Source organism: Oribacterium sp. P9 (assembly GCF_046365365.1).
Lineage (GTDB): Bacteria > Bacillota > Clostridia > Lachnospirales > Lachnospiraceae > Oribacterium.
On the sequence record NZ_JBKEIS010000002.1, the window covers coordinates 197,237 to 221,495 of the forward strand.

The 24,259-nt window shown below is 54.8% G+C and carries 21 protein-coding genes and 3 tRNA genes; 6 read left to right on the forward strand and 18 right to left on the reverse strand.

Features of this window, described 5'->3' with window-relative positions; translation table 11 throughout:
- Positions 1–342 precede the first annotated feature (342 nt).
- The 7 genes from atpC to ACK8P7_RS03125 form a co-directional block, all read right to left on the reverse strand.
- Complete coding sequence (gene atpC, locus ACK8P7_RS03095; protein WP_410042763.1) at positions 343–771, reverse strand: ATP synthase F1 subunit epsilon; 429 nt, start codon at positions 769–771, stop codon at positions 343–345.
- A 132-nt stretch (positions 772–903) separates the two neighbouring features.
- Complete coding sequence (atpD, locus tag ACK8P7_RS03100; protein WP_410042764.1) at positions 904–2,313, reverse strand: F0F1 ATP synthase subunit beta; 1,410 nt, start codon at positions 2,311–2,313, stop codon at positions 904–906.
- A gap of 12 nt (positions 2,314–2,325) precedes the next feature.
- Positions 2,326–3,234: an ATP synthase F1 subunit gamma gene (gene atpG, locus ACK8P7_RS03105; RefSeq protein WP_410042765.1), complete on the reverse strand. Its 909-nt coding sequence runs from the start codon at positions 3,232–3,234 to the stop codon at positions 2,326–2,328.
- A gap of 177 nt (positions 3,235–3,411) precedes the next feature.
- Positions 3,412–5,460 (reverse strand): F0F1 ATP synthase subunit alpha, encoded by a 2,049-nt coding sequence (gene atpA / locus ACK8P7_RS03110; protein WP_410042766.1) that lies wholly within the window; start codon positions 5,458–5,460, stop codon positions 3,412–3,414.
- Between the two features lie 3 nt (positions 5,461–5,463).
- Positions 5,464–5,970 (reverse strand): F0F1 ATP synthase subunit B, encoded by a 507-nt coding sequence (gene atpF / locus ACK8P7_RS03115; protein WP_410042767.1) that lies wholly within the window; start codon positions 5,968–5,970, stop codon positions 5,464–5,466.
- A gap of 43 nt (positions 5,971–6,013) precedes the next feature.
- A complete protein-coding gene (atpE, locus tag ACK8P7_RS03120) occupies positions 6,014–6,235 on the reverse strand; it encodes an ATP synthase F0 subunit C (RefSeq protein WP_410042768.1) in 222 nt (73 codons plus the stop codon).
- Positions 6,236–6,419: 184 nt separating this feature from the next.
- Complete coding sequence (locus tag ACK8P7_RS03125) at positions 6,420–7,106, reverse strand: F0F1 ATP synthase subunit A (protein WP_410042769.1); 687 nt, start codon at positions 7,104–7,106, stop codon at positions 6,420–6,422.
- A 363-nt stretch (positions 7,107–7,469) separates the two neighbouring features.
- Between ACK8P7_RS03125 and ACK8P7_RS03130 the strand changes: the two genes are divergently transcribed.
- The gene (locus ACK8P7_RS03130) at positions 7,470–8,360 is read left to right on the forward strand and encodes a LysR family transcriptional regulator (protein WP_410042770.1); all 891 of its coding nucleotides are present in this window, start codon (positions 7,470–7,472) and stop codon (positions 8,358–8,360) included.
- A 52-nt stretch (positions 8,361–8,412) separates the two neighbouring features.
- Here ACK8P7_RS03130 and ACK8P7_RS03135 read toward each other — a convergent pair whose 3' ends face one another.
- From ACK8P7_RS03135 to trmB, 5 genes are all read right to left on the reverse strand, one after another.
- Positions 8,413–10,014 (reverse strand): peptidoglycan-binding protein, encoded by a 1,602-nt coding sequence (locus tag ACK8P7_RS03135; protein WP_410042771.1) that lies wholly within the window; start codon positions 10,012–10,014, stop codon positions 8,413–8,415.
- Between the two features lie 220 nt (positions 10,015–10,234).
- Positions 10,235–10,307: transfer RNA gene (locus ACK8P7_RS03140), tRNA-Lys, on the reverse strand.
- 25 nt (positions 10,308–10,332) lie between these two features.
- Positions 10,333–10,405, reverse strand: a tRNA-Lys gene (locus ACK8P7_RS03145).
- A gap of 25 nt (positions 10,406–10,430) precedes the next feature.
- Positions 10,431–10,503: transfer RNA gene (locus ACK8P7_RS03150), tRNA-Lys, on the reverse strand.
- 167 nt (positions 10,504–10,670) lie between these two features.
- Complete coding sequence (gene trmB, locus ACK8P7_RS03155) at positions 10,671–11,339, reverse strand: tRNA (guanosine(46)-N7)-methyltransferase TrmB (protein ID WP_410042772.1); 669 nt, start codon at positions 11,337–11,339, stop codon at positions 10,671–10,673.
- A 396-nt stretch (positions 11,340–11,735) separates the two neighbouring features.
- Here trmB and ACK8P7_RS03160 point away from each other — a divergent pair, with 396 nt between their 5' ends.
- The 4 genes from ACK8P7_RS03160 (at position 11,736) to ACK8P7_RS03175 (ending at position 17,790) form a co-directional block, all read left to right on the forward strand.
- Positions 11,736–13,040: an SH3 domain-containing protein gene (locus ACK8P7_RS03160; RefSeq protein WP_410042773.1), complete on the forward strand. Its 1,305-nt coding sequence runs from the start codon at positions 11,736–11,738 to the stop codon at positions 13,038–13,040.
- Between the two features lie 157 nt (positions 13,041–13,197).
- Entirely contained in the window at positions 13,198–13,905 is a 708-nt protein-coding gene (locus tag ACK8P7_RS03165) for a response regulator transcription factor (protein WP_410042774.1), read from the forward strand.
- Entirely contained in the window at positions 13,905–16,079 is a 2,175-nt protein-coding gene (locus ACK8P7_RS03170) for a sensor histidine kinase (protein WP_410042775.1), read from the forward strand. Before ACK8P7_RS03165 ends, ACK8P7_RS03170 begins: the two co-directional genes overlap by 1 nt.
- Positions 16,069–17,790, forward strand: a complete 1,722-nt coding sequence (locus ACK8P7_RS03175) for a D-alanyl-D-alanine carboxypeptidase family protein (protein WP_410042776.1) — start codon at positions 16,069–16,071, stop codon at positions 17,788–17,790. The genes ACK8P7_RS03170 and ACK8P7_RS03175 overlap by 11 nt, the downstream gene beginning before the upstream one ends.
- Positions 17,791–17,836: 46 nt before the next feature.
- On the opposite strand, the gene ACK8P7_RS03180 is transcribed toward ACK8P7_RS03175, so the two are convergent.
- Together ACK8P7_RS03180 and ACK8P7_RS03185 are read right to left on the reverse strand one after the other, a co-directional pair.
- The gene (locus ACK8P7_RS03180) at positions 17,837–18,430 is read right to left on the reverse strand and encodes a M48 family metallopeptidase (protein ID WP_410042777.1); all 594 of its coding nucleotides are present in this window, start codon (positions 18,428–18,430) and stop codon (positions 17,837–17,839) included.
- Positions 18,423–18,653, reverse strand: a complete 231-nt coding sequence (locus ACK8P7_RS03185) for an HPr family phosphocarrier protein (RefSeq protein ID WP_410042778.1) — start codon at positions 18,651–18,653, stop codon at positions 18,423–18,425. The genes ACK8P7_RS03180 and ACK8P7_RS03185 overlap by 8 nt, the downstream gene beginning before the upstream one ends.
- Positions 18,654–19,088: 435 nt before the next feature.
- Here ACK8P7_RS03185 and ACK8P7_RS03190 point away from each other — a divergent pair, with 435 nt between their 5' ends.
- Complete coding sequence (locus ACK8P7_RS03190) at positions 19,089–19,691, forward strand: hypothetical protein (protein WP_410042779.1); 603 nt, start codon at positions 19,089–19,091, stop codon at positions 19,689–19,691.
- A gap of 171 nt (positions 19,692–19,862) precedes the next feature.
- Here the strand turns inward: ACK8P7_RS03190 and ACK8P7_RS03195 are convergent, their stop codons facing one another.
- The 4 genes from ACK8P7_RS03195 to fabZ form a co-directional block, all read right to left on the reverse strand.
- Positions 19,863–21,353 (reverse strand): UxaA family hydrolase, encoded by a 1,491-nt coding sequence (locus ACK8P7_RS03195; protein ID WP_410042780.1) that lies wholly within the window; start codon positions 21,351–21,353, stop codon positions 19,863–19,865.
- Positions 21,354–21,535: 182 nt separating this feature from the next.
- Positions 21,536–23,029, reverse strand: a complete 1,494-nt coding sequence (locus tag ACK8P7_RS03200; RefSeq protein WP_410042781.1) for a tagaturonate reductase — start codon at positions 23,027–23,029, stop codon at positions 21,536–21,538.
- Between the two features lie 256 nt (positions 23,030–23,285).
- Complete coding sequence (locus tag ACK8P7_RS03205; protein WP_410042782.1) at positions 23,286–23,744, reverse strand: MarR family winged helix-turn-helix transcriptional regulator; 459 nt, start codon at positions 23,742–23,744, stop codon at positions 23,286–23,288.
- A 79-nt stretch (positions 23,745–23,823) separates the two neighbouring features.
- A complete protein-coding gene (fabZ, locus tag ACK8P7_RS03210; RefSeq protein WP_410042823.1) occupies positions 23,824–24,228 on the reverse strand; it encodes a 3-hydroxyacyl-ACP dehydratase FabZ in 405 nt (134 codons plus the stop codon).
- Positions 24,229–24,259 lie beyond the last annotated feature (31 nt).

A 24,259-nucleotide genomic window follows, 5' to 3' on the forward strand; every position in this document is an offset into this window, starting at 1 on the left:
AGGGCAACGCAGTGTCAAGATTTCACACTTCTGACGCAATAGCGTATTCCAGAAAAAGGCATTGCTGAAAACAGTAGCGGTCAGAACGCCCGGAGGGCTGTCCCCGGAAGCCATACGAAGAGGTCGTGAATAAATCCAAATCGGGCCCTTAGAACCAGTTGGAGTAATTTTTCCTTAGCACCCTCTGCAATGCTGAGTTTTCATAAAGAAAACTCAGTGATTGCAGAGGGCCTACTGGTTCTTAGGGCCCGATTTGTGATTTTTCCGACCTCGAAGTACTGTGCTGCCGGGGACAGCCCTCCGGGCGTCCTAGTGTACATTCGATTTCAGCTGCAAGCGCGATCAGATGAAGTGCTGTTTATGTGACGAGAACTCCAGTCGCGACAGTGCGCGGGCGAGGGATGACTGGGTCATCTTGAATTCGCCGACGGACTGCTTCTGGCGGAGCTGCTCGAGGGCACGCTCCTTCGCCTCCTCCGCACGACGCACATCGATCTCCTCTGCGGTTTCGCAGGTGTCGACGAGCACCGTGATTCGGTTATTCGCACAGTTCATGATACCGCTGCTGACGAGAACTTCGATGCGCTCTCCGTCCGGCTTCACGATTTCCATCGGTCCGGTCTCGACAGCCACAACACATGGTGCATGATGCGCCATCAGGCCACGGAAGCCATCTGAAGTATTGATTTTCAGATACTGTGCATGCTCATCATAAAAAACCTTATTCGATGCAATCACCTGTAAACTGAACAGTGCTGGTGTGTCTGCCATTTCAAAACCTCTTCACAATTCGATTTCTTCCGGCTGTAGCACAGCCGGAAGCCGGATACGTCGCCCGTGCTTCGTGTTCTGACCGCACGCTGCACAGGCCGTCTTGCCGGCATACTCTATATATATCCTGTTTTACGCCTTCTTCGCGTCTGCAGCCGCCATATCCTCGGCCTTCTTCTTCACATCCTCGATGGTACCGACGTTAAAGAACGCACTCTCCGGATACTCATCCATCTCACCATCGATGATCGCCTTGAAGCCCTTGATGGTATCAGCGAGCGGTACATATCTGCCCGGGATACCGGTGAACTGCTCACCGACGAAGAACGGTTGGCTCAGGAAGTTACGGATCTTACGTGCACGGTATACGGTCATCTTATCCTCCTCGGACAACTCTTCCATACCGAGGATGGCGATGATATCCTGCAGCTCCTTGTACTTCTCGAGGATCTGCAGTACACGCTGTGCTGTATCATAGTGCTCCTTACCGACGATCTCCTCGGTCAGGATTCTGGAGGAGCTCTCCAGCGGATCGACGGCCGGGTAGATGCCCTGCTCTACGATCTTACGGGACAGAACCGTCGTCGCATCGAGGTGCGCGAAGGTCGTCGCCGGTGCCGGGTCGGTCAGGTCGTCGGCCGGAACGTAGACGGCCTGTACGGAAGTAACCGAACCTTCCTTCGTCGACGCGATACGCTCCTGCAACTGGCCCATCTCCGTCGCGAGGGTCGGCTGATAACCGACGGCTGACGGCATACGACCAAGCAGAGACGAAACCTCGGAGCCTGCCTGTACGAAACGGAAGATGTTATCGATGAAGAGCAGCACATCCTTATGCTGCACATCACGGAAGTACTCGGCCATCGTAAGACCGGTCTCCGCCACACGCATTCGGGCACCCGGTGCCTCATTCATCTGTCCGAAGACGAGCGCCGTGTTCTTGATGACACCACTCGCGGTCATCTCGCTGTAGAGATCATTACCCTCACGGGAACGCTCACCTACACCGGTGAAGATCGAGTATCCGCCATGCTCCGTCGCGATGTTCCGGATCAGCTCCTGAATCAGGACCGTCTTACCGACACCGGCACCACCGAACAGACCGATCTTACCACCCTTTGCGTACGGTGCCAGCAGATCGATGACCTTGATACCGGTCTCGAGAACCTCCTGTACCGGATTCTGGTCCTCGAACTTCGGCGGCTTCCGGTGGATCTCCCAGTGCTCCTCCGTCTCCGGTGCCGGCTGTCCATCGATCGCATCGCCCAGCACATTAAACAGTCTGCCGAGGGTCTTCTCACCCACAGGAACAGTGATTCCGGCACCTGTATTCGTGACGACCATGTCCCGCTCGAGTCCCTCGGATGCACTCAGCATGATGCAGCGCACGACGCTCTGCCCCATCTGCTGTGCCACCTCCATGACACACTCTCTGCCATGATTATCTACCTTAAGTGCAGTCTTGATCTCCGGAAGCGGTGTGGTATCAAACGCCACATCGACGACCGGTCCCATCACCTGCACGATTTTTCCTGTCTGCATGTATCCTCCTAACTACTTCCGCTGCTGCGCGCGGGCGCCAGCGGCGATCTCCGTGATTTCCTGTGTGATCTGTGCCTGACGCTGCCGATTATACTGGATGCTCAGCTGCTGCTTCAGCTTGTTACCACTCCGGTTCGCGGCATCCATCGCGGTCATACGTGCATTCTGCTCCGAGCAGAAGGACTCGACCAGCGCACTGTAGATGAAACCGTTCAGATAATCCGGGATGACGTTGTCGATGATGGCCTTCGGTGTCGGACGCATACGGAACTCCTCCATACCCGCGACCATCGGTACCGTCGTTCCCAGCACACCGCCGTTCAGCTTATCCAGCGGAAGCAGCTGCTCGGTCTCGGTGACCATCTCCAGACTGTTCTTCATACGTGTATACACGATGTAGAGCGCATCGAACTCATGTGCCTCGAAAAGATCCAGCATATGACCCGTGATGACACGTGCCCGATGCAGGGTCGGATTCTGCGCCGTATAGCGGAAGTGGTGCGCGATCGGCTCGTTCTGTGCATGGAAGTATGCACGGCCCATCTCGCCGACGACGAACAGCTGATGATTCGGGCGTTCCCGGAGGATCTCCTCGGTCCGCTTGATCACATTATGATTATAGGCACCGGCGAGACCCTTATCCGCTGTCACGCAGATGACCGCCGTCTTATAATCCCTCGGTTCCATCGTTTCACGAACCGAACGACGCACATCCAGGTATGGATGCGTGAAATCCTCCGGCAGATGACGAAGGATACGCTGGATCATCGTCTGCAGCGTATAGAAATACGGCTCGGTTTTCGCCAGATCCGTCTTCGCCTTCCGGAGCTTCGTACTGGAGATGAGGTACATGGCGTTGGTGATTTTCAGCGTATTATCGATGCTCGAGATACGATCCCGAAGCTCTCTTGTTGTTGCCATGATGTACTCCTGTCTTCCGCCAATGCTTCCCGCCGGCATCCTCATGTCCCGGAGCCGATTCGACTCCGCAGGATAAAATGTCACGTCCTACGTATAGATAACGATATGGACGAGGCAATCCTCACCTGCTGCACGACGATGCTTCGCCGGAAGCATTGGCGTTATATGATGAAACGCTTAGACTGCGCTCGTGCTTCCTGATGTGCTGTGCTCGCTGTCCCAGATCTTCAGGAACTCGTCGGCGACGCTCAGAATGCTCTTCTTCGCATCGTCATCGAGCACCTTCGAAATCTCGAGGTTCTTACCGATCTCCGGATAGCGCTGTGCGAAATACGTGAGCATCTCCCCCTGGAATTCCTTGACATGCTTCGGCTCGACGCTCATCAGTTTCTTATTGAGCGCGGTGACAAGGGTGATGACCTGATCCGCCAGGGACATCGGATGACCGAGTGGCTGCTTCAGAAGCTCCATGAGCACCTTACCCTGGGTCAGGAGATCACGGGTGTTCTGATCGAGATCCGAGGAGAACTGCGTGAAGACGGCCATCTCACGATACTGCGCGAGATCGATACGGAGGGAGCCGGAGGCCTTCTTCATGGCCTTCGCCTGTGCCGCACCACCGACTCGGGATACGGACAGACCGACGTTGACGGCCGGACGCTGACCCTCGAAGAAGAGGTTGCTCTCGAGGAAGATCTGACCATCGGTGATGGAGATGACGTTCGTCGGGATATAGGCCGAAACATCACCATCCTGGGTCTCAATGATCGGAAGTGCGGTGATGGAGCCACCACCGAGCTTCTCACTGAGACGGCAGGAACGCTCGAGGAGTCTCGAGTGCAGATAGAAGACATCACCAGGATACGCCTCACGTCCCGGTGCACGACCGAGAAGCAGAGACAGCGCTCTGTAGGCGACGGCATGCTTACTGAGATCATCGTAGACGATCAGGACATCCTGTCCCTTGTACATGAAGTACTCAGCGAGGGCGGTCGCTGCATATGGTGCGATGTACTGGATCGGTGCCGGATCTGCAGCGGTGGCCGCCATGACGCAGGTATACTTCATCGCATCGTGCTTCTTCAGGTTTTCAACGAGCGAAGCAACGGTCGACTCCTTCTGACCGATGGCGACATAGATACAGATACAGTTTTTATCCGCCTGGTTCAGGATCGTATCCATCGCGATGGAGGTCTTACCGGTCTGACGGTCGCCGATGATCAGCTCACGCTGTCCACGACCGATCGGGAACATCGAGTCGATCGCGAGGATACCGGTCTGCAGCGGCTCATTGACCGGCTGACGATCGATGATGCCTGGTGCCGGCTGCTCGATGGCGCGGTACTCGTCCTCATGGATCGGACCGAGACCGTCGATCGGCTCACCGAGAGCGTTTACGACACGACCGAGGTAGTCATTGGATACCGGTACGCCGGCCATACGACCGGTACGCATACCACGACTGCCCTCGCCGAGTCCGGTCTCGTCACCGAAGAGGATGACACCGATACGGTTCCGCTCGATGTTCTGTACCATACCCTTCGTCCCGTTATCGAACTCGATGACCTCGCCATACATGGCATGATCGAGGCCGTTCATGATGGCGATACCATCACCGACGCTCTCGATGAAGCCGATTTCCTTCTTCTCGACCTTCAGGTCGAAGTTTGAGATGCCCTTCTGAAGAATCGTCAGGATGTCGGCATCGCTTGTGAGGCTGGAACGGGTATTCCGGAGCTGCTCGAGGAACTGATTCCGGCGGCCGCTCGTCGACCAGTCGTACTGATCGTTGCCTACCTCGAGGATGAAGCCACCACCGAGTGCCTTATCCTCCTGCATCTGAAAGTCGAAATACTGGGTCTTATATTTATCAAAAACGAACTTCTGAATATTCAGGAGCTGCTTCTCCGTCGGCTTCGTCACGTAGCGAAGACGAACCTGGGTCTGGCGCTCTGCAGTCGCACGGATCTCACTGTACTGCTGTGCGATGTCCTTCCAGCTTCCGAGCGCATTCTGCTCACAGAGAAGCTTCAGGGTATCTCGCACCTCGGTCGGGAACACACTGTCGATGATGGTGTTTCTCTTCTCCAGTGACACGGTCGGATCACCGAGCTCGGAAAGGGTTTCCGGCAGGACCTCAAAGATACGTGAGGTCGAACTCATCACGCTCGGAGAAACCTGCAGCTGAATCAAACGTTCTGCAATCTCTCTTGCATTCTGCGTCATCGCTTATGCCTCCTTCGTGCCGTTCGGCTGCTGCCCCTCACTGTCGTTCAGGAACTGATCAAACAGCTGGCTGTCGTTCGCTGCACTGTCATGAGAGGTCGCGATCTTATAGGCTGCCTGTGCGACGAGCACGGCCATCTGCTGCTGCATCTCATGCTGCTTCGTCTCGGCATCCTTCTCGGCCTGGATCTTTGCCTCGGCGATGATCTTGTCGGCCTTCTTGTTTGCGTTGTGGATGATCTCGTCGTACTCCTTCGACGCATCGATCTTCGCCTGATTGATGGTCTCCTGACGCTCCGTCTCGATGTTCGAGAGGCTCGCCTCATACTTCTCCTTCAGCGCTGCTGCCTCCTGGTTGACGGCATCTGCGTTCTTAAACGATGCCTCGATCTCGTTCTGACGCTTCTCGAGGACCGCGCGCACCGGCTTGAAGAGGAACTTCTTCATAAGGAAAACCAGGAACAGCAGGTTGATCACGGTAAATAATAAGTTGATATCTACTCTTAACATGTTTCTTCTCCTGTCTTCACTGTACTACTGTCTCAAACAAAGATCAGCCCAGGAAGAAGATGCAGAGGATACCGAGAACGAAGCCGTAGATCGCGGTTGCCTCGGCGAGGGCGCAGCCCAGAAGAAGGATTCTCATGATCTTGCCGTCTGCCTCCGGCTGTCTTGCGATGGCCTCTGCTGCCTTACCAGTTGCGATACCGATGGAAAGACCTGCACCGATGCAGGCGAATGCTGCTAAACCGACACCAATTGCTGTTACGCTCATAATTTTTCTCCTTTAAATTCATTCACAAATCAGCGACCATCATGGCTTTTCTGTTTTGGATGGTCGTCCTATGTTTACCGCTCTTCATTTCAAATGAAGGGGCTGTTTCACATTTGCAGCGTGACGATCTCCCGGTCGACGGCATTGGCCGAACCCAGGGAGACGGTCGCAGGACGGCTGCGGTTTACTCCACCGCGTCCTGGATGTAAAGCGATGTCAGGAATACGAAAACGTATGCCTGAATCAGTCCGTCAAATATATCAAAATAGAGACTGAAGATGGCCGGAACGCCGACCGGAACGACCATTTTGATCAGCTCCATGATGATAAATGCGCCGAGTACATTACCGAAAAGTCGCATGCACAGGGACAGCGGACGAATCACCAGCTCGAGGATATTGATCGGTGTCACGATCGCAACCGGCTGTGAAAAGCTCTTCAGCCAGCCCTTCGCGCCCTTCGCGCGGATACCCGCGACCTCGATCAGCACGATACTGATGAGTGAAAGACCGACCGTGACATTCAGATCCTTGGTCGGCGGCTTCAGTCCGAACAGACCGATCACGTTGGACACTCCGATATAGATGAGGATGACGGAAATCAGGGTTCCATACTGCTTTCCCTTCTCTCCCAGCATCCCGTTGATGAAGTTGTCCAGGAAGGTGACGATCATTTCTGCGACCTGCTGACGTTTACCCGGGTTGTGTACCTTCAGGTTCGAACCCAGATAGATGGAAAGCGCAGCCAGTACAGCCATGATCACCCAGGTGATGACGGTCGATTCGGCAACTTGAATCCCTCCGAACACCGGAATCGTGAATGCAGTGGCGACCTGCAGCTGTTCCTGGAGTTCCGAAGTAAATTGCTCCATTCTACTACCTCCATATTCTTTTACGTAAGTGCTCGAGAGTGATGCCGCTCCGGGTGCCGTATGCAATAAAAAAATTCCGTACCGAAACCGGCCAACGGAATTCATCTATGCAGGGCAGCCCCCTTTTCCGGGCAGGCATGGTGCTCCCGATTACTTCGGTTGCTATTATATTCCGCATTTTTTCATATTCAAGCCGTATTTTTTATATATTTATCATGTCATTTTGACTTCGATTGTTCATTTTGATATATTAATCACAAGCTTGTATTGTATTTTTGGAAATAATCTCTATTGGTAACAGTTCAGGCAGGGGATCCGGCGGGGCGGCCTTAACTGTTACCTCTATTGAGCGAAGAGGTCCCTATGGTTTCGTATGATTATTATCGCATCTTCTATTATGTCGGCAGCTGTCGCAGCTTCACCCAGGCAGCACGCATGCTCGGCTCGAATCAGCCGAACGTGAGTCGCGCGATGAACAGCCTCGAGGCAGAGCTCGGCTGTAAGCTCATGCACCGCGGGAAGCGTGGCATCACCCTGACACAGGTCGGGCAGAAGCTCTACGAGCATGTGTCGATCGCGTACGAGCAGCTGAGTTTCGGTGAGCGGGAGCTCCAGAAGGATGTCAATATGGAAAGCGGTCACGTCACCATCGCCGCCTCCGAGAACGCACTTCGTCTCGTGCTGCTGCCGGTGCTGCGGGACTTTAAAAAGAACTTCCCGGAAATCAGCATCAGCATCTCAAATCACTCGACGCCTCGCGCACTGAAGGCACTGCGGGACGGCCTCGCCGATATCGCACTCGTGACCACACCGCTGGCGATTCATGGTACGCTCTCGATGGAGCCACTCTTTGCCTTTAAGGAAATCCCCATCGTCGGTCCGGGGCTCCGGCACCTTGCGGAGCAGCCCATGTCTCTGCGTGAGCTCGATACCTATCCACTCATCAGCGTCGGCCGCGATACCGGCACCCGCGAGCTCTATGTGCAGTACTTTCTGAATCATCAGCTGCCGTTCGATCCGGAGCTGGAGGCCTCCTCCACGGATCAGATCCTGCCGATGGTGGCGTATGATCTCGGGATCGGTTTCTATCCAGAGGCACTCGCGCGGGATGCCCTCGCGCGTGGTGAGGTCTATCGTATCCAGCTCACCGACCCGCTGCCGGACCGGACCTTCTGCGCGGTCGTCGATCAGTCACGTTCACTGTCGACAGCGGCGGAGACGCTGCTGCAGGAGTTCGTCAAGCTTCGGCATTAAAAAACTCCGTTGGAGAGGGGCACGTCCCTTTCTAACGGAGTTTTTATATTGATCAGCTGAAGATTCTCCAGCCGGCGATGAAGTGGTTCGCCCACCATGGACCGAGTGATCTATGTACGACACGTCCGTTCGAGGAGGATGCATCGATGACGCTGCCGCCACCTGCACAGATGCCGACGTGGCCGGATACGACGATGATATCTCCTGCCTGGAGCTCGTTGTAGGATACGCGACGGAATCGTCCCGGATTACGCCATCCGGAGGAGGTCATGTAGGATACACCGACACCTGCCTGGTTAAGACACCAGTAGACGAAGCCGGAGCAGTCAAAGCTGTTCGGTCCCTTGGCGCCCCATACGTATGGGCAGCCGATCTTCGATGCGGCGATGGATACCAGTGCACCTGCGGATCCGGAGACCGTCGCTCCGCCGCCGACATTGCCGCTCACTGCACTGCTGTTATTCTTACTGCTGCTGCTCTTATTACCGGACGAGCTGCTGTTGTTCCGGTTCGTACCTGTGCTGCTCGAGCTGTTCTTCGGCCTCGACTTCGCCTTGCCGCTGTAGAACATGTTCATAGTCTGTGCACCGGCCGCACCATCCTGGCCGAGTCCGTTTACCTTCTGGAAGCTTGCGACGGCGTTCTTCGTCACTTCACCATAGTAGCCGGTGATGTTGCTCTTATCGAGGTAGCCGTACTTCGCGAGGTACTCCTGCAGGTTCTTGACGGAATCGGACTGCTCGCCGAGACGCATCGCGAACGGCATCGCGTTCGGATTCTCGAGCGCTGCTCTGGTATCCGGACCGAGGTAACCATCGACGATCTGGTCGTTTCGTGCCTGGAAGGCCTTGATGGCCGCCTGCGTGCCCTGTCCGAAGTTACCATCCGCTTCCCCACTGAGATAGCCGAGGTTGATGAGGTACTGCTGGTACTTCTTTACGAGGTCGGACTGCTCGCCGAGAGCGACGATGTTTGCCTTTACCTCATCTGAATAAAGAAGATTATAGGTTGCGGTGCCGTATATACCATCCGGATTCAGTCCGTTCTGTGTCTGGAGCTTTTTCATCGCCTCCACGGTCGTCTCGTCATAGGTACCATTGACATCCGAGGCGTGGTAGAGATAACCAAGGTTATACAGACGATACTGCGCATTCGTAACATCCGCACCCTGGAAGCCCGGCTTCAGCGCATAGTGCGGAGCCGTATCACTCATGATCGCATCCCAGGTCTGGACACCGCAGATACCATCCTGCGCCATGCCGACCTGACGCTGGAAATACTTGACCGCCTGTGAGGTCGCTTCTCCATAGTAGGTTGTCGGTTCATCAGGATCCATAAATCCGAGATCCATCAGGCGCTGCTGGAGATCGGCAACGACGGAGTTGATGACGCCGACCGTCAGGTTAACCGGTGCGAGATCCTCGGCGGATCCGTCGATGGTGACACCGGCGATGGACGGAAGGACGTTCGAGTTGACCCCCAGCGCGGCGACGGCATCGACCGTGGCGGCTTCCGGAGCCGTGGTCACCACGATCTCTGATTCTGTCTCGGTCGCCATCCGGGTATCCCCGATCTGCTGCTGACAGCCGGTCAGCACCAGCATACTGCCCGCCAGCATCAGTGCTGTCAGACGGGTAAAGTTTCGATTTAACATATATTCGTAACCTCTCTGCTGCGTGTTCACTGTGCAGGATACACCGCACAGCTTGCCACTTTAAATTTCATCTGTATAAAAGTACATTATACCATGTCATGGCCGCTGTACATTTAAAATTCTCTTACGATATGTAAATTTCGAGACAGGAGACCGAATGGTCAGCCTGAACTTTTTCATAAAAAACAAGCCACATGCTTTCACATGTGGCTCTTCGTCGTGCACCTTCAGGGACTTGAACCCTGGACAAACGGATTAAGAGTCCGCTGCTCTACCAACTGAGCTAAAGGTGCATAAAACAGATATGAACTTTTCGAGTGCACCTTCAGGGACTTGAACCCTGGACAAACGGATTAAGAGTCCGCTGCTCTACCAACTGAGCTAAAGGTGCATAAAACAGATATGAACTTTTCGAGTGCACCTTCAGGGACTTGAACCCTGGACAAACGGATTAAGAGTCCGCTGCTCTACCAACTGAGCTAAAGGTGCATTTGTCTTTCGTGTCGTGTCTTCCGCTCGACGCCTATGTAATATACAAAATCTGTTTTTGATTGTCAACAGGTTTTCAAAACTTTTTCAAAAAAATTTTGACCATATGTAACAGTTCAGGCAGGCAGGCAGGGGACCCTCCGGGTCCCCTGCCTGCAGAATTCTGTTTATGCTTCGTGTACTGGCGGTGTCGCGATCAGCTTGAAGATCGGATTTCCCTTTGCGGAGAACTTCTCTTCATATTCGGTCATGATATTGCCCTGGTTCATACGCTCGTCGTGGTGAAGGTCGCGGGTAACGGCGGTCAGGGTCCAGCCGGCTTCCGGGATGGACAGGAGGGAGTAATCAAAGAGGCCTTCGTTATCCGTCTTAAACTCGAGGTCGCCGTCCTGCTTCAGGAACTGCTGATAGATCTTCATGAAAACCGGGCTGGTGAGACGGCGGTTCGCCTGGCGGTCCTTCGGCCACGGGTCGGAGAAGTTCAGGTAGACGCGCTCGATCTCGCCGGCCTCGAAGACATCTGCGAGGAGGCGCGCGTCGATAGAGATGAAGGTGAGGTTCTGGAGTGCTGCACCTTCCGCCATCAGAGCTTCTCGCTTCTTCAGCGCCTTCAGCATCACGGTATCGTAACGCTCGATGCCGATGTAGTTGATCTCCGGGTGCGTCAGCGCCATCTGCTCGATGAACTGGCCTTTACCCATGCCGATCTCCACGTGGATCGGGTGCCCGTTACCGAAAAACTGCTGCCACTGTCCCTTGTTCTTCTCTGGTTCGTGTACGACGTACTCAGACTGCGCGACGTAGTCCTCTGAGCCGGTGATATGTCTTAATCTCATAATCTTTCACTTTCTGTTTCTATGTATAGGATGCCGATTCTGCACTCGCCTTCGAGACGTGCACGAAAACGACGGTTTTTCGCAGTGTAACATACATTCCGCGCAGTCGCAAGCAGGGGCTCGGCATTGCGCCCCGCCGATATCCACATCCCAACCCTACTTTTTCAGCACTGCTTCAGTTACGGCGTCTATACTGCTTCTGAATAACCGTTCATGCAGGGGCAGCTGCGTGACTGAAAAAATGCTTTTTCCTTGAAGTGATTTTGGAAATTGGTTATACTTAGACTGTATATTTAAAGAAGGTTTTTCCGAAAAAAGACATTCTTTTTTCTCAAAAAAATATCTTTCCGTGCCGTTTTCCGGCGCTGGGACATGTTCCCGTCAAGGAGGTTTCTGATGCCAACACCAAGAGAAGCTAGTATCTGGGGCAAAATTCGCACCGACTTAAATGAGGCTCAACAGAATATTCTGAACGGTCGCTATGCTGAAGCCATGGTTCTGGACCGTGAGATTCTGAAGCGGATCGTCCGTATGCAGGTGGATAAGGCGGTTCTCGTTTCGAACAATCTCGAGAGTGATATCGAGCAGCTGTTTGAAAACCGGCTGATTTCAAAGGAGACGCGGGATCAGTATCACGCCATCCGTTTATATGCGGAGCAGACCGAGAACGGTGTCCAGGCGACGGCGCAGGCGGCGAATGATTCCTTCTCTCTTCTGAAGGATGCACTCGAGCATTATGTAGACTCGAACGCGCAGCGTTCATCCGGAGGCGGCTACGAAACACGCAGCTTCCAGGGTTCCAGCCGCTTCTCCAGCGGTTACAGCGGACCGGCGGCAGGTGAGCGAAGTTTCGCTGCGGCAGGTTCAGATTCGTATGCTTCTACAGATGCAGCAGACGGCGTGAGCAGCAGCTATGAGGCAGACGGTTCAGACGATGCCGATACTGTGCGCCGTTATACTGCGCCAGAAAACGAGGGCGAATCGCCTGCCGGTTCGGGAGACGTCGACGCAGGCGCTGCTACAGCACCACGTTCATCCTTCGATGCGAGTGGTGTCGATCTTCCATTAGGAAATGCGCCACGTCGTTCCGGCAGTAATGTGCATCACCGCTCCAGCCGGAATACGAACCAGCGTCCGACCCGGCCGCTTCGTGATTCCGAGCGCGTATCCCGGAATGGAAATCGTCGTCCGGCCGCAACCAGTACAGCGAAGCGGGCAGCCGCTTCTGGTCGTCGCAATGCGAACCGTCCACGTGGCGGTCAGAAGGGCAGAAAGCAGGAGCTGGATCTGTACGGCATCCTGAAGTACGTGATTCCGATTCTCTGTCTCATCCTCGCGGTCATTCTGATCCGCGTTCTGATGGGCAACTCCGGCAGTGCGACGATCGAGACGACACCAGCTGCCACCGTAGCCGCCACCGAGCCGGTGATGGAGACCGAACCGATCGTTCCAGAGACGACGGCCGCACCGGAGCCGACGACCGCGATCTATATGACCACGACCGGCGTCAAGGTTCGTACCGAGCCGAATACCGACTGCCGTGTACTCGCCGTTCTCGATGCCGGCACGCAGGTCACCTATAAGGGTGAAGCCGATGGCTGGGTCAATATCGACTACAACGGCGAGGATGCCTACATCAAGAGCGATTTCGTTCAGCCGGTAGCCGCAGAAACACCAGCTGCAGAAACCCCTGCCGCCTGAATCCGCATAACATCACCCGAAGAGCTGTGCCCGCTGCACAGCTCTTCTTTTATCTTCATAAAACCGTCACATATTTCGATGCTTTCTTTTTTTGCATTGCTCCTCATAGTACGGTATACTAATGTAGTTAATTTATATTTTTTCATGGAGGTTTTCTATGCAGACAATACTGGTATGCGATGACGATAAGCAGATCGTCGAGGCGATTTCCATCTACCTGACCGGTGAGGGCTTTCATGTTTTAAAAGCCTACGATGGCTATGATGTACTGGACATCATGGAAAAGAATAAAGTTGATCTTCTGATCGTCGATGTGATGATGCCGGGGCTCGATGGTGTACACACTGTACTGAAGGTACGTGAAACGAGCTCGATCCCAATCATCATGCTCTCCGCAAAGGGGGAGGATAACGATAAGATCCTCGGTCTCAATGTCGGCGCCGATGACTATCTCACGAAGCCGTACAATCCGCTCGAGCTGGTGGCCCGCGTAAAGTCTCAGCTGCGCCGCTACACACAGCTCGGCAACATGGGTGAAACCACGAGCGAAAATATCTATGCCTGTGGTGGTCTCGTCATGAACGATGACACGAAGGAGGTCACCGTCGATGGCAATCCGATCAAGCTGACCCCGATCGAGTACAATATCCTGCTGCTGCTCGTAAAGAACGCGGGCAAGGTATTCTCTATCGACGACATCTACACCTCGATCTGGAACGAGCAGGCGATCGGCGCGGATAACACCGTCGCGGTGCACATCCGCCATATCCGTGAAAAGATCGAGATCAATCCGCGTGAGCCACGCTACCTCAAGGTCGTCTGGGGTGTCGGCTATAAGATCGAGAAGCAGGACGGCGACAAGTAATGATCAAAAAAGTAATCAGCGCGATTGTGAACGCCATCGCCATCCTGATGGTGCTCGTGAGCATCGGCATCCTCACCTTCGGCGCGGCGGGCGGAAATGCGCTCGAGTATGTGTCGCAGCCGGACTACATCGAAAGCAATGCCTTCGAGAACCAGGCCCACCAGACCATGGCTGACGTCTTCGACTATATCAAGCTCACGGATATCTTCGAGGAGGACGGCAAGTTGAATCTGAATCAGATCATCGCACAGGCCGACGTCAATGGGCAGAACGTTTCCTATTCCCTGGATTATCTCATCCAGTACGGGCGTTCCATGGGCTACTACTTCGATACGAAAAACCAGCTTCGGGAGGGCGGCGTAGCGACCGTCACGAAGGAGATGGATGAGCTGAAGCATCAGATCGTCGTACAGTACCGGGCCTACATGCCGAACTATAAGCAGCAGAGCCCGACCGATGGGCAGATGTCGCTCGGCACACTGACGAAGGAGGCACTCAGCCATCTGGCACGCTACTATGCCGTCAAGAGCGAATTTGATCCTGCACGTACAAACTTCTATTTTAATGTCATCTATCAGAAGGATCAGGAAAGCCGCGTCTATACCAACGCCCCATCACTGAGCGAGGACGAGATTCGCAGCCTTCCGAAGTACGCCTATACCGATTCGAGTTCGCTGGAGGTCATCTCTGACTACCACGACCTGCCGCAGGATCTCATCATGCTTCTGCAGGCGAGAAGTCCGTTCGGCAGTAACTGCCAGTATCGTTTTTCCACGGGTATCGACACCAGCTTTCCGGTGCAGGATGCCTTCGCAGACGCTTCACAGGAGTACAACGAGCGACGTGAAAACAGCATCATCGGTCTGACACTCCTGATCCTCTCGAGCGTCAGCTTCATCGTAAGCCTCGTGCTCCTCATCACCTGGACCGGCCATGGCGCGGAACAGAGCGACCGAAAGCCCCATCTTCTTCCGTTTGATCACCTGCCGGTCGAGCTTCGGATGCTGATCGGTGCCCTCTTTGGACTGATCGCCTTCCTCGTTACACCGGTATTCCTGAGCTCGCTCGAAAACATCCTCGGCGTCATCGATAACTGGAGCTTCTGGGAGAACTGCATCCGCTTCCTCGCGGATTACTTCGTGGCGCTGCCACTCACGCTTTCGATCGTGCGCAGCTTTAAGGCCGGTCGTCTCTGGGCGGATTCGCTTCTGAACGGCACCGCTGGCCTCATCGGGCACTATATCCATGCGGCGGAAAAAACCACCCCGAAGATATTTACCTATGTTCTCTTCGTGCTGCCGAATCTGCTGGCTGCCGGTATGGTCGTAACGCTCTTCGTCCATTTCTTCCAGGCACAGAGCCTCCGGGCCTTTCTGTCGGCACTTGGCATCGCGATCATCATCCTCGCGATCGACTGCTACGCCTGGCGGATCGCCACCGGTCTCAGTCAGGCCGTGGATGAACAGGTAAAGGCAGAGCGCCTGAAAGCAGACCTCATCACGAACGTCTCGCATGACCTCAAGACACCGCTGACCTCCATCATCAGCTACGTCGATCTTCTGAAGCGAGAGAACATCGATAATCCGAACGTGCAGGCGTATCTGAAGGTGCTCGATCAGAAGTCCACACGTCTGAAGACACTGACGGAGGATCTGGTCGAAGCCAGCAAGGCAAGCTCCGGCAACGTCAAGATTGACTTCGCCGGTATCAACTACACGGAGATCGTCGAGCAGGCACTCGGTGAGTTCGAGGACAAGACTTCAGCTGCAAAGCTCGAGATGATCCTCAGCTATCCGGAGCATCCGGTCATGATCCGTGCCGACGGCCGCCACCTCTGGCGTGTCATCGAGAACCTGCTGAACAACTGCTGCAAGTATGCGCTTCGTGGCTCCCGCGTCTACGTGGATGTCACCGAGGATACAGAGACAGGCACCGCTGCCTGCACGATCAAAAACATCTCCTCCCGTCCGCTGAATATCTCCCCGGAGGAGCTCACCGAGCGTTTCGTACGCGGTGATGTCAGCCGGACCACAGAGGGCTCAGGCCTCGGTCTCTCGATCGCGAAGAGCCTCACGAAATTAATGGATGGCGAGCTCGTCATCTCCATCGATGGCGACCTGTATAAGGCCGCGATCGTGCTGAAGACCGCCGCCAGGGATACAAATGAAGGATAAGAAAAAGAAACAAACGAAATATCTGTCACGCTTCGTCCGACGCAGTCTCCTGACACTGAGCGCGCTCTCACTGCTCTCCGCCACCGTCGTTTCGGATCCCTCTGGAACGATGCGGTCTGAGGCAATGTCGTCGACCGGGAACATCCTCACGGATGCCGGACGATCGGTGACATCAGTACTCAGCTCCGCGCTGTCTGCAAGTGGATGCGCACCACTCACCGCCTATGCAGCGACCTGGCCGACACCGGAATTCAACGTCGAATCCGAGGGCGCGATCCTCATCGATGCCGATTCCGGCGCTGTACTGTATGAAAAGAACGCGACGACCGCCTACTATCCGGCTTCGATCACGAAGGTACTGACCGCCATCATCGTCCTCGAGAACTGTACGAATCTCGAAGACAAGGTCACATTCTCCTATGCCGCGGTCAATGGGAATCTCGAGCAGAACTCGACGATCATCGGTGCGGTTCCGGGCGATAAGCTCTCCGTGCGGGACTGTCTCTATGGTCTGCTGCTTCAGTCGGCCAACGACTGCGCAAATGCCCTCGCCGAATACATCGCCGGCTCCAATGAAAAGTTTGCGGAGCTCATGAACCAGAAGGCAGCGGAGCTCGGCTGCGTGAATTCACATTTTGCGAACCCGTCTGGTCTGAATAATCCGGAGCACTATACCTGTGCGGCGGATTTCGCAAAGATCATGCAGTACGCGATCCAGAACGATACCTTCCGTTCCATCGACGCGACGCAGGTCTATACCCATGCGCCGATCAACAAGTATCCGAACGCGGATGCGCCGGAAAACACGATTTACGCCCATCACCATATGATGCGCCGTTCCTTCTCAGATTACTATCCGGGTGTGTTCGCCGGTAAGACCGGGTACACGACCCTCGCCGGCAACACACTGGTGACCGCCTGTGAACGCGACGGCATGACGCTGATCTGTGTCATCCTGAATGGACACAACTCGCAGTATCGCGATACACGAAATCTCTTCAATTTCGGATACGACCACTTCCAGTCGCTCGAGGTCGCCACCGCCGATGAGAGCTATAATAAGCTCGCCTCCAATCTGAAGGTAGACGGCATCCAGCTCGTGAATACGCTGGATTTCACCATCGATGCGTCCAACCATGTGACGCTCCCGAAGAACGAAAGCTTCGACAGTGTCCAGCGTTCGATGCGCTATGACCTGTCCGACAAGGAAAAAGCCGACGGTTCCTTCGCCCGGGTGGACTACAGTATGGACGACCGAAGCCTCGGCCAGGCCTATATCCGGCTCACGGATGACAGCGCGGCGAAGGCCGCGGCATCTCAGGATGCCGCGGTGATGGAGGCGAAGGTGCAGGAAACCGTACCAGAGACGATCCATCTCTCGGGGAAGACCGTGGAGGATACGAAGCCGAAGGTCGCCGGTCAGCTGCCACAGGAAAGCACGGCGAACCACGCACCGATCGTCCTGAACCGGGAGAAGGGCCGGATCGAGCTGCCGAAGCCGATCGTTCGGGTGCTGCTCATCCTGGCGGTCATCGCACTCGTCGCCGGACTCGTCTTCGTCATCTACTATCTTCTGGAGCGTCGGGAGGAGTTCCTCCGCTCGCGTCGCCGGAAGCGTATGCTGAAGCATACGAGGGACCTTACGCGGGAGCAGAAGGCCCGACGCGATATGATGCTGAACAGTCGTACCGGACGCCGGAAACGCAAATAAAAACCAGGGCGGAACGCCGCCCTGGTTTTTTATTATTTATTTTCACTTATGCTTCCAGCCGTCCGATGATGACACCACCGTGCTCCCGCAGCCAGCGCTTCTGCTCTGTATAGTCCGGAAGAATCGATGCAACCAGCGTCCAGAAGCGCGCGGAATGGTTCATTTCCTTCCGGTGACAGAGCTCATGCACGATGACATAGTCGATGACCTCCGGCGGCGTCAGCATGAGGAGACAGTTGAAATTGAGATTTCCCTTCGTGCTGCAGCTTCCCCAGCGGGTCCGCTGATGACGGATCGTGATACGTCCATAAGAGACGCCGATGCGCTCCGCGTACAGCGCTACACGTGGTGGGATGTACTGCGCCGCCTGATGGCTGAGCTGCCGCAGCTCCTCGTCCGTCAGCGGAGACAGTGTATCGGCTGATGCACGCGCAGACTGGACCCGTGCCACGTGGGTACGGATCCAGTCCTGCCGTTCGAAGAGTATACGATTGATTTCTGCGTTCGTCGTCCGGTAAGGCACCTTGAGGATGACCTCCGCCCTACTGTTCACGGACAGCACGATCGATCGGCGTCGACTCCGCTCGATGCGAACGGAATCGTTCTGCTCGACGGTATGCCCCTGTGACAGCTTACTCAACGATGAACTTGTGAAGGGTCTGCTTCGCTGTCGGCAGATGCTCGGTATCGAGCTTCAGATTAAGAACCTTGCCAAGACCCATATATAAAATACCAAGAAGTGATTTTGCATCAACAACGCGAGAGCCCTGTACGAGATCCATATCAAACGGCATGCTGGTCGTTGCAGCCACGAACTCTGTAACCGCGTCGCGATCCTGTAACATAATGTTTAATGTGCTCATAATTTCCTCCTGCAATAACGTGAGAGTAAAACAGTGAAAACCTCTCGAAATACATCTCTGTTTTCCGGGATGATACCATCGAAAAAGCGCTCTTGTCATCGACGAAATAGGCTAAAATTTGCACAGTTACGCGTGCCTTACTTCAGCATAATAACGAAAAAATATTACAGTTTTGTCACTATGTAAAATTACTGTGAATTTTTTCGGTAATTACACTGAAATGGCGGAATTCCGTCACTTTTTCAGCGTTTGACTGATATATCAGTTGTTCAAAAAGTTCGATTACCTGCCCGTAAAATCCGGTACCACACGTTTTAAAACTGTTCCGCTGTTATTTATAGTGCACTTTTATTTTTACGTTCATTCTGCTATGCACTTGAGAATCAAGGAAAGAAAAGGTAAAATTTACGAATGATGAAAAAGGAGATTTCCAGTATGGATCAGCATAAATTAAATGAAGTAAATGAACTTATGGCGCGGAATCAGGTGGAGGGTCCAGACGATCCTGTCTCCGGTGAATCGACGGAAGACCGCGCAGAAACTGCGGAGAGCACCGTAGTGAATGAAGCGGAGACGACGAACGCTCCGACGCCGAAGCCCCCGGTGCAGGCGGGCGAATCGGCGCTGGGAACCTATCGAAAGAATGCACGGAAGTTTGCACTGCTTGGTGTGGGCGGCTGCGTACTCGGTCTTGCCGCGCTTCTCATGCTACAGCAGCAGAATAATCCGCTGATGATTCTGGCCGCGGTGGTGATGCTCGGTGGTGCACTGTTCATGGTGACCGGCATGTCCGCGCTGCGCCCGGATGGCATGGTACGCGCCTTTGCACAGGTGGCAGCGATACAGCCGACGACCGCGCAGATGCAGGACCTTCTGGACGCCGTAAAGGGCCTGAGAGGTGGCGCCCTGCATCCGCAGGTGAAGCAGCAGGTACTTTCCGCTGTCGCCCGCTATCGTGGCTTCGAGGGCTATGACGAGGCGATCGCCGCTGAGATCGAAGAGATCATACAGCATACACGGAAGCGCGGCATCATCTGAATAAAGACCGCTGACGACTTCTGTCTTTGTCAGCGCTTTTTCCATATATGAACGCATTAAAAACGTCCCTGGAAACATTCCGGGGACGTTTTTAATGCAGATCGCCAGCCTCGGGCGTCCTGCGAGAAGTTCGCAGGACTGTGCCTCCGAATACTGGCATCATCATAAAATTTACAGCACGACGCCATCCTTGAAGATGGAGATCTCACGGAAGCCGTTCTGCTCTGCCTTCGTCTTCTTACCAGACGCGATTTCCTTCACGAGGTCGAGGAGACGACGACCGGCGTCATCGACGGACTCACCCTGGGAAGCCACCGGACCAGCGTTGAAGTCGATCCAGTTTGCCTTGCGCTCGGCGAGGCGATCGTTGGTCGCGATCTTCGCAACGGGTGCCGGTGCGCCGAACGGTGTGCCACGGCCGGTGGTGAAGAGAATCACCGTGCAGCCGGCAGCGGTCAGGTTCGTGCTGGATACGAGGTCGTTGCCCGGTCCATAGAGGAGGTTCAGGCCCTTCGTATGTACCGGCTCTGCATAGGCGAGGACGTCGGAAATCGCCGCCTTGCCGCCCTTCTGTACACAGCCGCAGGACTTGTCCTCGAGGGTCGTGATACCGCCCTGCTTGTTTCCAGGGGACGGGTTATCATAGACCACCTCGTTGTGGCTGATAAAGTAATCCTTGAAGCCGTTCAGCATGTGTGCTGCCTTGTCAAAGATTTCCCGATTCACGCATCTGCCCATCAGCATGCTCTCGGCACCGAACATCTCCGGGACCTCGGTGAGGATGGAGGTACCACCCTGCGCCACGATCAGATCGGATACGCGGCCGACGGTCGGGTTCGCCGTGATGCCGGACAGGCCATCGGAGCCGCCACACTTCATGCCGAGCACCAGCTTATCGAGACCGACCGTCTCACGCTTAAACTGGCCGGCATACGCTGCGAGCTCATGAAGCAGCTTCGTTCCGGTCTCGAACTCATCCTCGACGTCCTGGCAGGTCAGGAACTTCACACGATTCGGATCGTACGCACCGAGCTCCTCGAGGAACTGCTCGTGGGTCAGATTCTCGCAGCCGAGGGAAAGCACCAGCACGCCGCCTGCATTCGGATGACGTACGAGATCTGCGAGCAGCTTACGGGTGGTCGCGTGATCACGACCAGTCTGAGAGCAGCCGAACGGATGCGTATAGGTATAGAGGCCCTCGATGCTGCCCTGCACGATGTCCTGATTCATCTCCACGAGATGCTTCGCCACATCATTGACACAGCCGACGGTCGGGATGATCCAGATTTCATTTCGCGTGCCGACCTTGCCATCCGGACGCACGAAGCCCTCGAAGGTCTCGACCGGCATGGTCTTCTTCTCCGGCACCGCCGGCTCGTAGGTATACTCCACCTCGCCGGACAGATTCGTCTTCATATCGTGGGTATGCACCCACTGACCTGGCTTCACATCCTCGGTGGTGTGACCGATCGAAACGCCGTACTTGATGACCTGGCCCTCTGCCGCGATCGGCGTGACGGCCACCTTATGTCCCTGTGGGATGTCCTCCGCTGCGACGAGGTCAATGTCATCGACCTTGATTTCATCACCCTTCGCGATCGGAGCGATGGCCACGACGACATTGTCCTCCGGGCTGATATGCACTACCTTTGCTCTTGCCATAATTTTCCTCCTGAAACCACAGGCCGGAGCAGTGATCTGTCCCGGCCGATGATGTAAGCATTGAACGAATCCACATCACGAAAGGTCCGCGATGCGAAGCCGCTGTTCGATTGTTTGCCACGCTGTCCCAGGCGATATGCTTTCCGGCTCTTCCAGAAAGCATATGTGCCGACAGGTTCACTTTACAGTACGCTTGCGTAAGCCGCCTTCGCACCCTGTTCACGGATGAGGGTGAGGTTCTGTACGGTCGCCTCCTCGAAGCCGGCGATCTCGGTGAGATCCTGGCCCAAGAACTCGGTGTTGGTCATCACAGCGTGTACGAGGGTCTTCACATCGTCATCCTTGTGTGCGAAGTAGAAGTCGAGGACGAAGGCGTCGTCCTGAATCTTGTACTCGTTGCCTGCCGGACGCTTGCATACGAGGCCATCCTCCTCACGACGCTGGATATCACAGCTGTAGAATGCCATGTACGCTGCGAAGCTCATCGTGAGCACTGCCGGAAGCTTACCGAACTTCTCAACATACTCGAGGAAGGAAGGCATATTTCTCGCTCTCCACTTCGAGGTAGAGTTGAGAGAAATACTCATCAGCTGGTGATCAACGAACGGGTTGTTGAAGCGATCCTCAACCGCAGAAGCGAACTTCTCGCAATCCTCCTTATCCAGCGGAAGGATCGGGATGATCTCATCCTGGAGCATCTTGTTCATGTAGTCACGGATGACCTCGTCGTGCATGCAGTCACGCACGATGTCGAAGCCTGCGAGGTATGCACCGAGTACGAAGCCGGTGTGTGCACCGTTCAGGATTCTTACCTTTCTCTTCTTATAAGGAGCAACCTCTGGAACGACATGTACATTTACGCCGGCCTTCTTGAACGGAAGCTTGTCCTCGAGCTCCTTCGGTCCCTCGATGTACCATACACCGAATACCTCGCCGACATCGGTCAGCGGATCGGTGTAACCGTTCTCCGCCTCGAGCTCTGCAACCTCCTTCGGATCGCGGATACGGCCCGGAACGATACGGTCTACGAGTGTGGAGCAGAACAGAACCTTCTCGTTTACCCAGTTCTTGAAGTCCTCGCCGAGGCCCCACTCATCGATGTGACGGTTTACGATCTGCTTCAGCACCTGACCGTTCGCGTCGATCAGCTCGCAGGAGAGAACGACGAGTCCGCCCTTGCCGGCCTTGAAACGCTCATAGAGCACTCTCGTCATCTTACCAGGGAAGGAAACCGGCGGCTCCTGATCGAACTTCGTGTCCGGATCATAGACGATACCGGCCTCGGTGGTGTTCGAAACGATGTACTCGAGATCATCCGACTTTGCAAGCTCCAGGAGTGCCTTAAAGCCCTCTGCAGTATACGGATTGATGCAGTCCTTGACAGCGGAGATCACACGCTTGTTGTTCACCTTCTGACCATTCTCAGAACCACGAAGGTACAGGGTGTAGAGACCCTCCTGCGCATTGACATACTCGGTGAGACCCTGTGCGATCGGCTGAACGAGGGTCACCTTACCGTTCCAGTCCGCATGCTCGTTTGCCATATCGAAGAAATAGTCAACGAATGCACGGAGGAAATTACCCTCGCCAAACTGCATCACCTTCACAGGTGCATCCTTCAGGACATATCCCTGATAACCAGACTGCTCAAGTACCTGATAATTTAACTTCTCCATCTTAATTCGTTCCTTTCAGCTGTGAAATGCTCTAAAAATCGATGTCTATGCTTACCAGGGCAGCGCTTCCCTGCTCTTTATGTAAGCGCTTACATAGAATATATGCTTCTTCTCAAAATATGTCAATCAGAAAATCAGAATTCCCGAAAAGAAACGCAGAATTCGTCAAAAGAAACGAAAAAACCGGCCTGTTTTATGCTGATAGCACAAAAAGCCGGTTGATATCCCTCTTCTCCTGTTCACATTGATTTCCGAATCAGTCCCGCTTTCTGAGGTGCTCCGGATCGAGCTCCGGGATCATCTCCTTCGTGATGACCTGCAGCATCTCGTCGAGCTTCGCGAGGTCCTCCTCAGAGAAGCGTTCCTCGAAGCGCTTCACGACTTCATCGAGAAACTGGTAGCTACGGTGATAGTAGTTCTCGAGCTTTTCCGTCGGGTGGAGGTAGAACTCGCGGTGGTCTTCGTCCGACTGCACCTTCTCGATATATCCCTTCTGGACGAGTGCATTGACTTTATATGCCGCGTTCGGAGCCGAAATGCCCATCATCTTCGCAAACTCCGCCACCGTCGGCTCCCCGAGCGCCTTGATGCACTCGAGACTGAAGGCCTCAACCGAGGTCAGAGACTCATCCCGGCTGCTTTCCTTCGAAAAGACCCGCTTGTAGAAGTGGATGCGGAAGCGATTATAGAGATCGGCGATAGACTGGTTCAGCATGTAGCACCTTTTCCTTTAACTTACATTTCGTATGAACAGTTCGATTATATCATGCTCTCGCCGATTCTATACAATTATTTTACTGTACCGCGAAGGTGAGCTCCGCCTGCACAGCGGTTTTTCCGTTGATGGTGGCGACGGCGGTACCCATGCCGACCGGGCCGTGCATGCGGGTGAGCTCACAGTGGAGCTCGAGGACGTCGCCCGGACGTACCTGCTTCTTGAAGCGGGCGTTCTTGATGCCGCCGAACAGCGCGATCTTTCCCTTATTCGCCGGCATGCTGAGGAGCGCGACGGCGCCGGTCTGTGCGAGGGCCTCGATGATGAGGACGCCTGGCATCACCGGATACTGCGGGAAGTGGCCCTGGAAGAATGGCTCGTTCACCGTGACGCACTTTCGTGCATCGGCGAACTTTCCCGGCTCATAATCCACCACCTGATCGATGAGGAGGAACGGATAACGGTGCGGGATGATCTCCTTGATCTCATCGACACGGAGCGGATGCGCTGCGCGT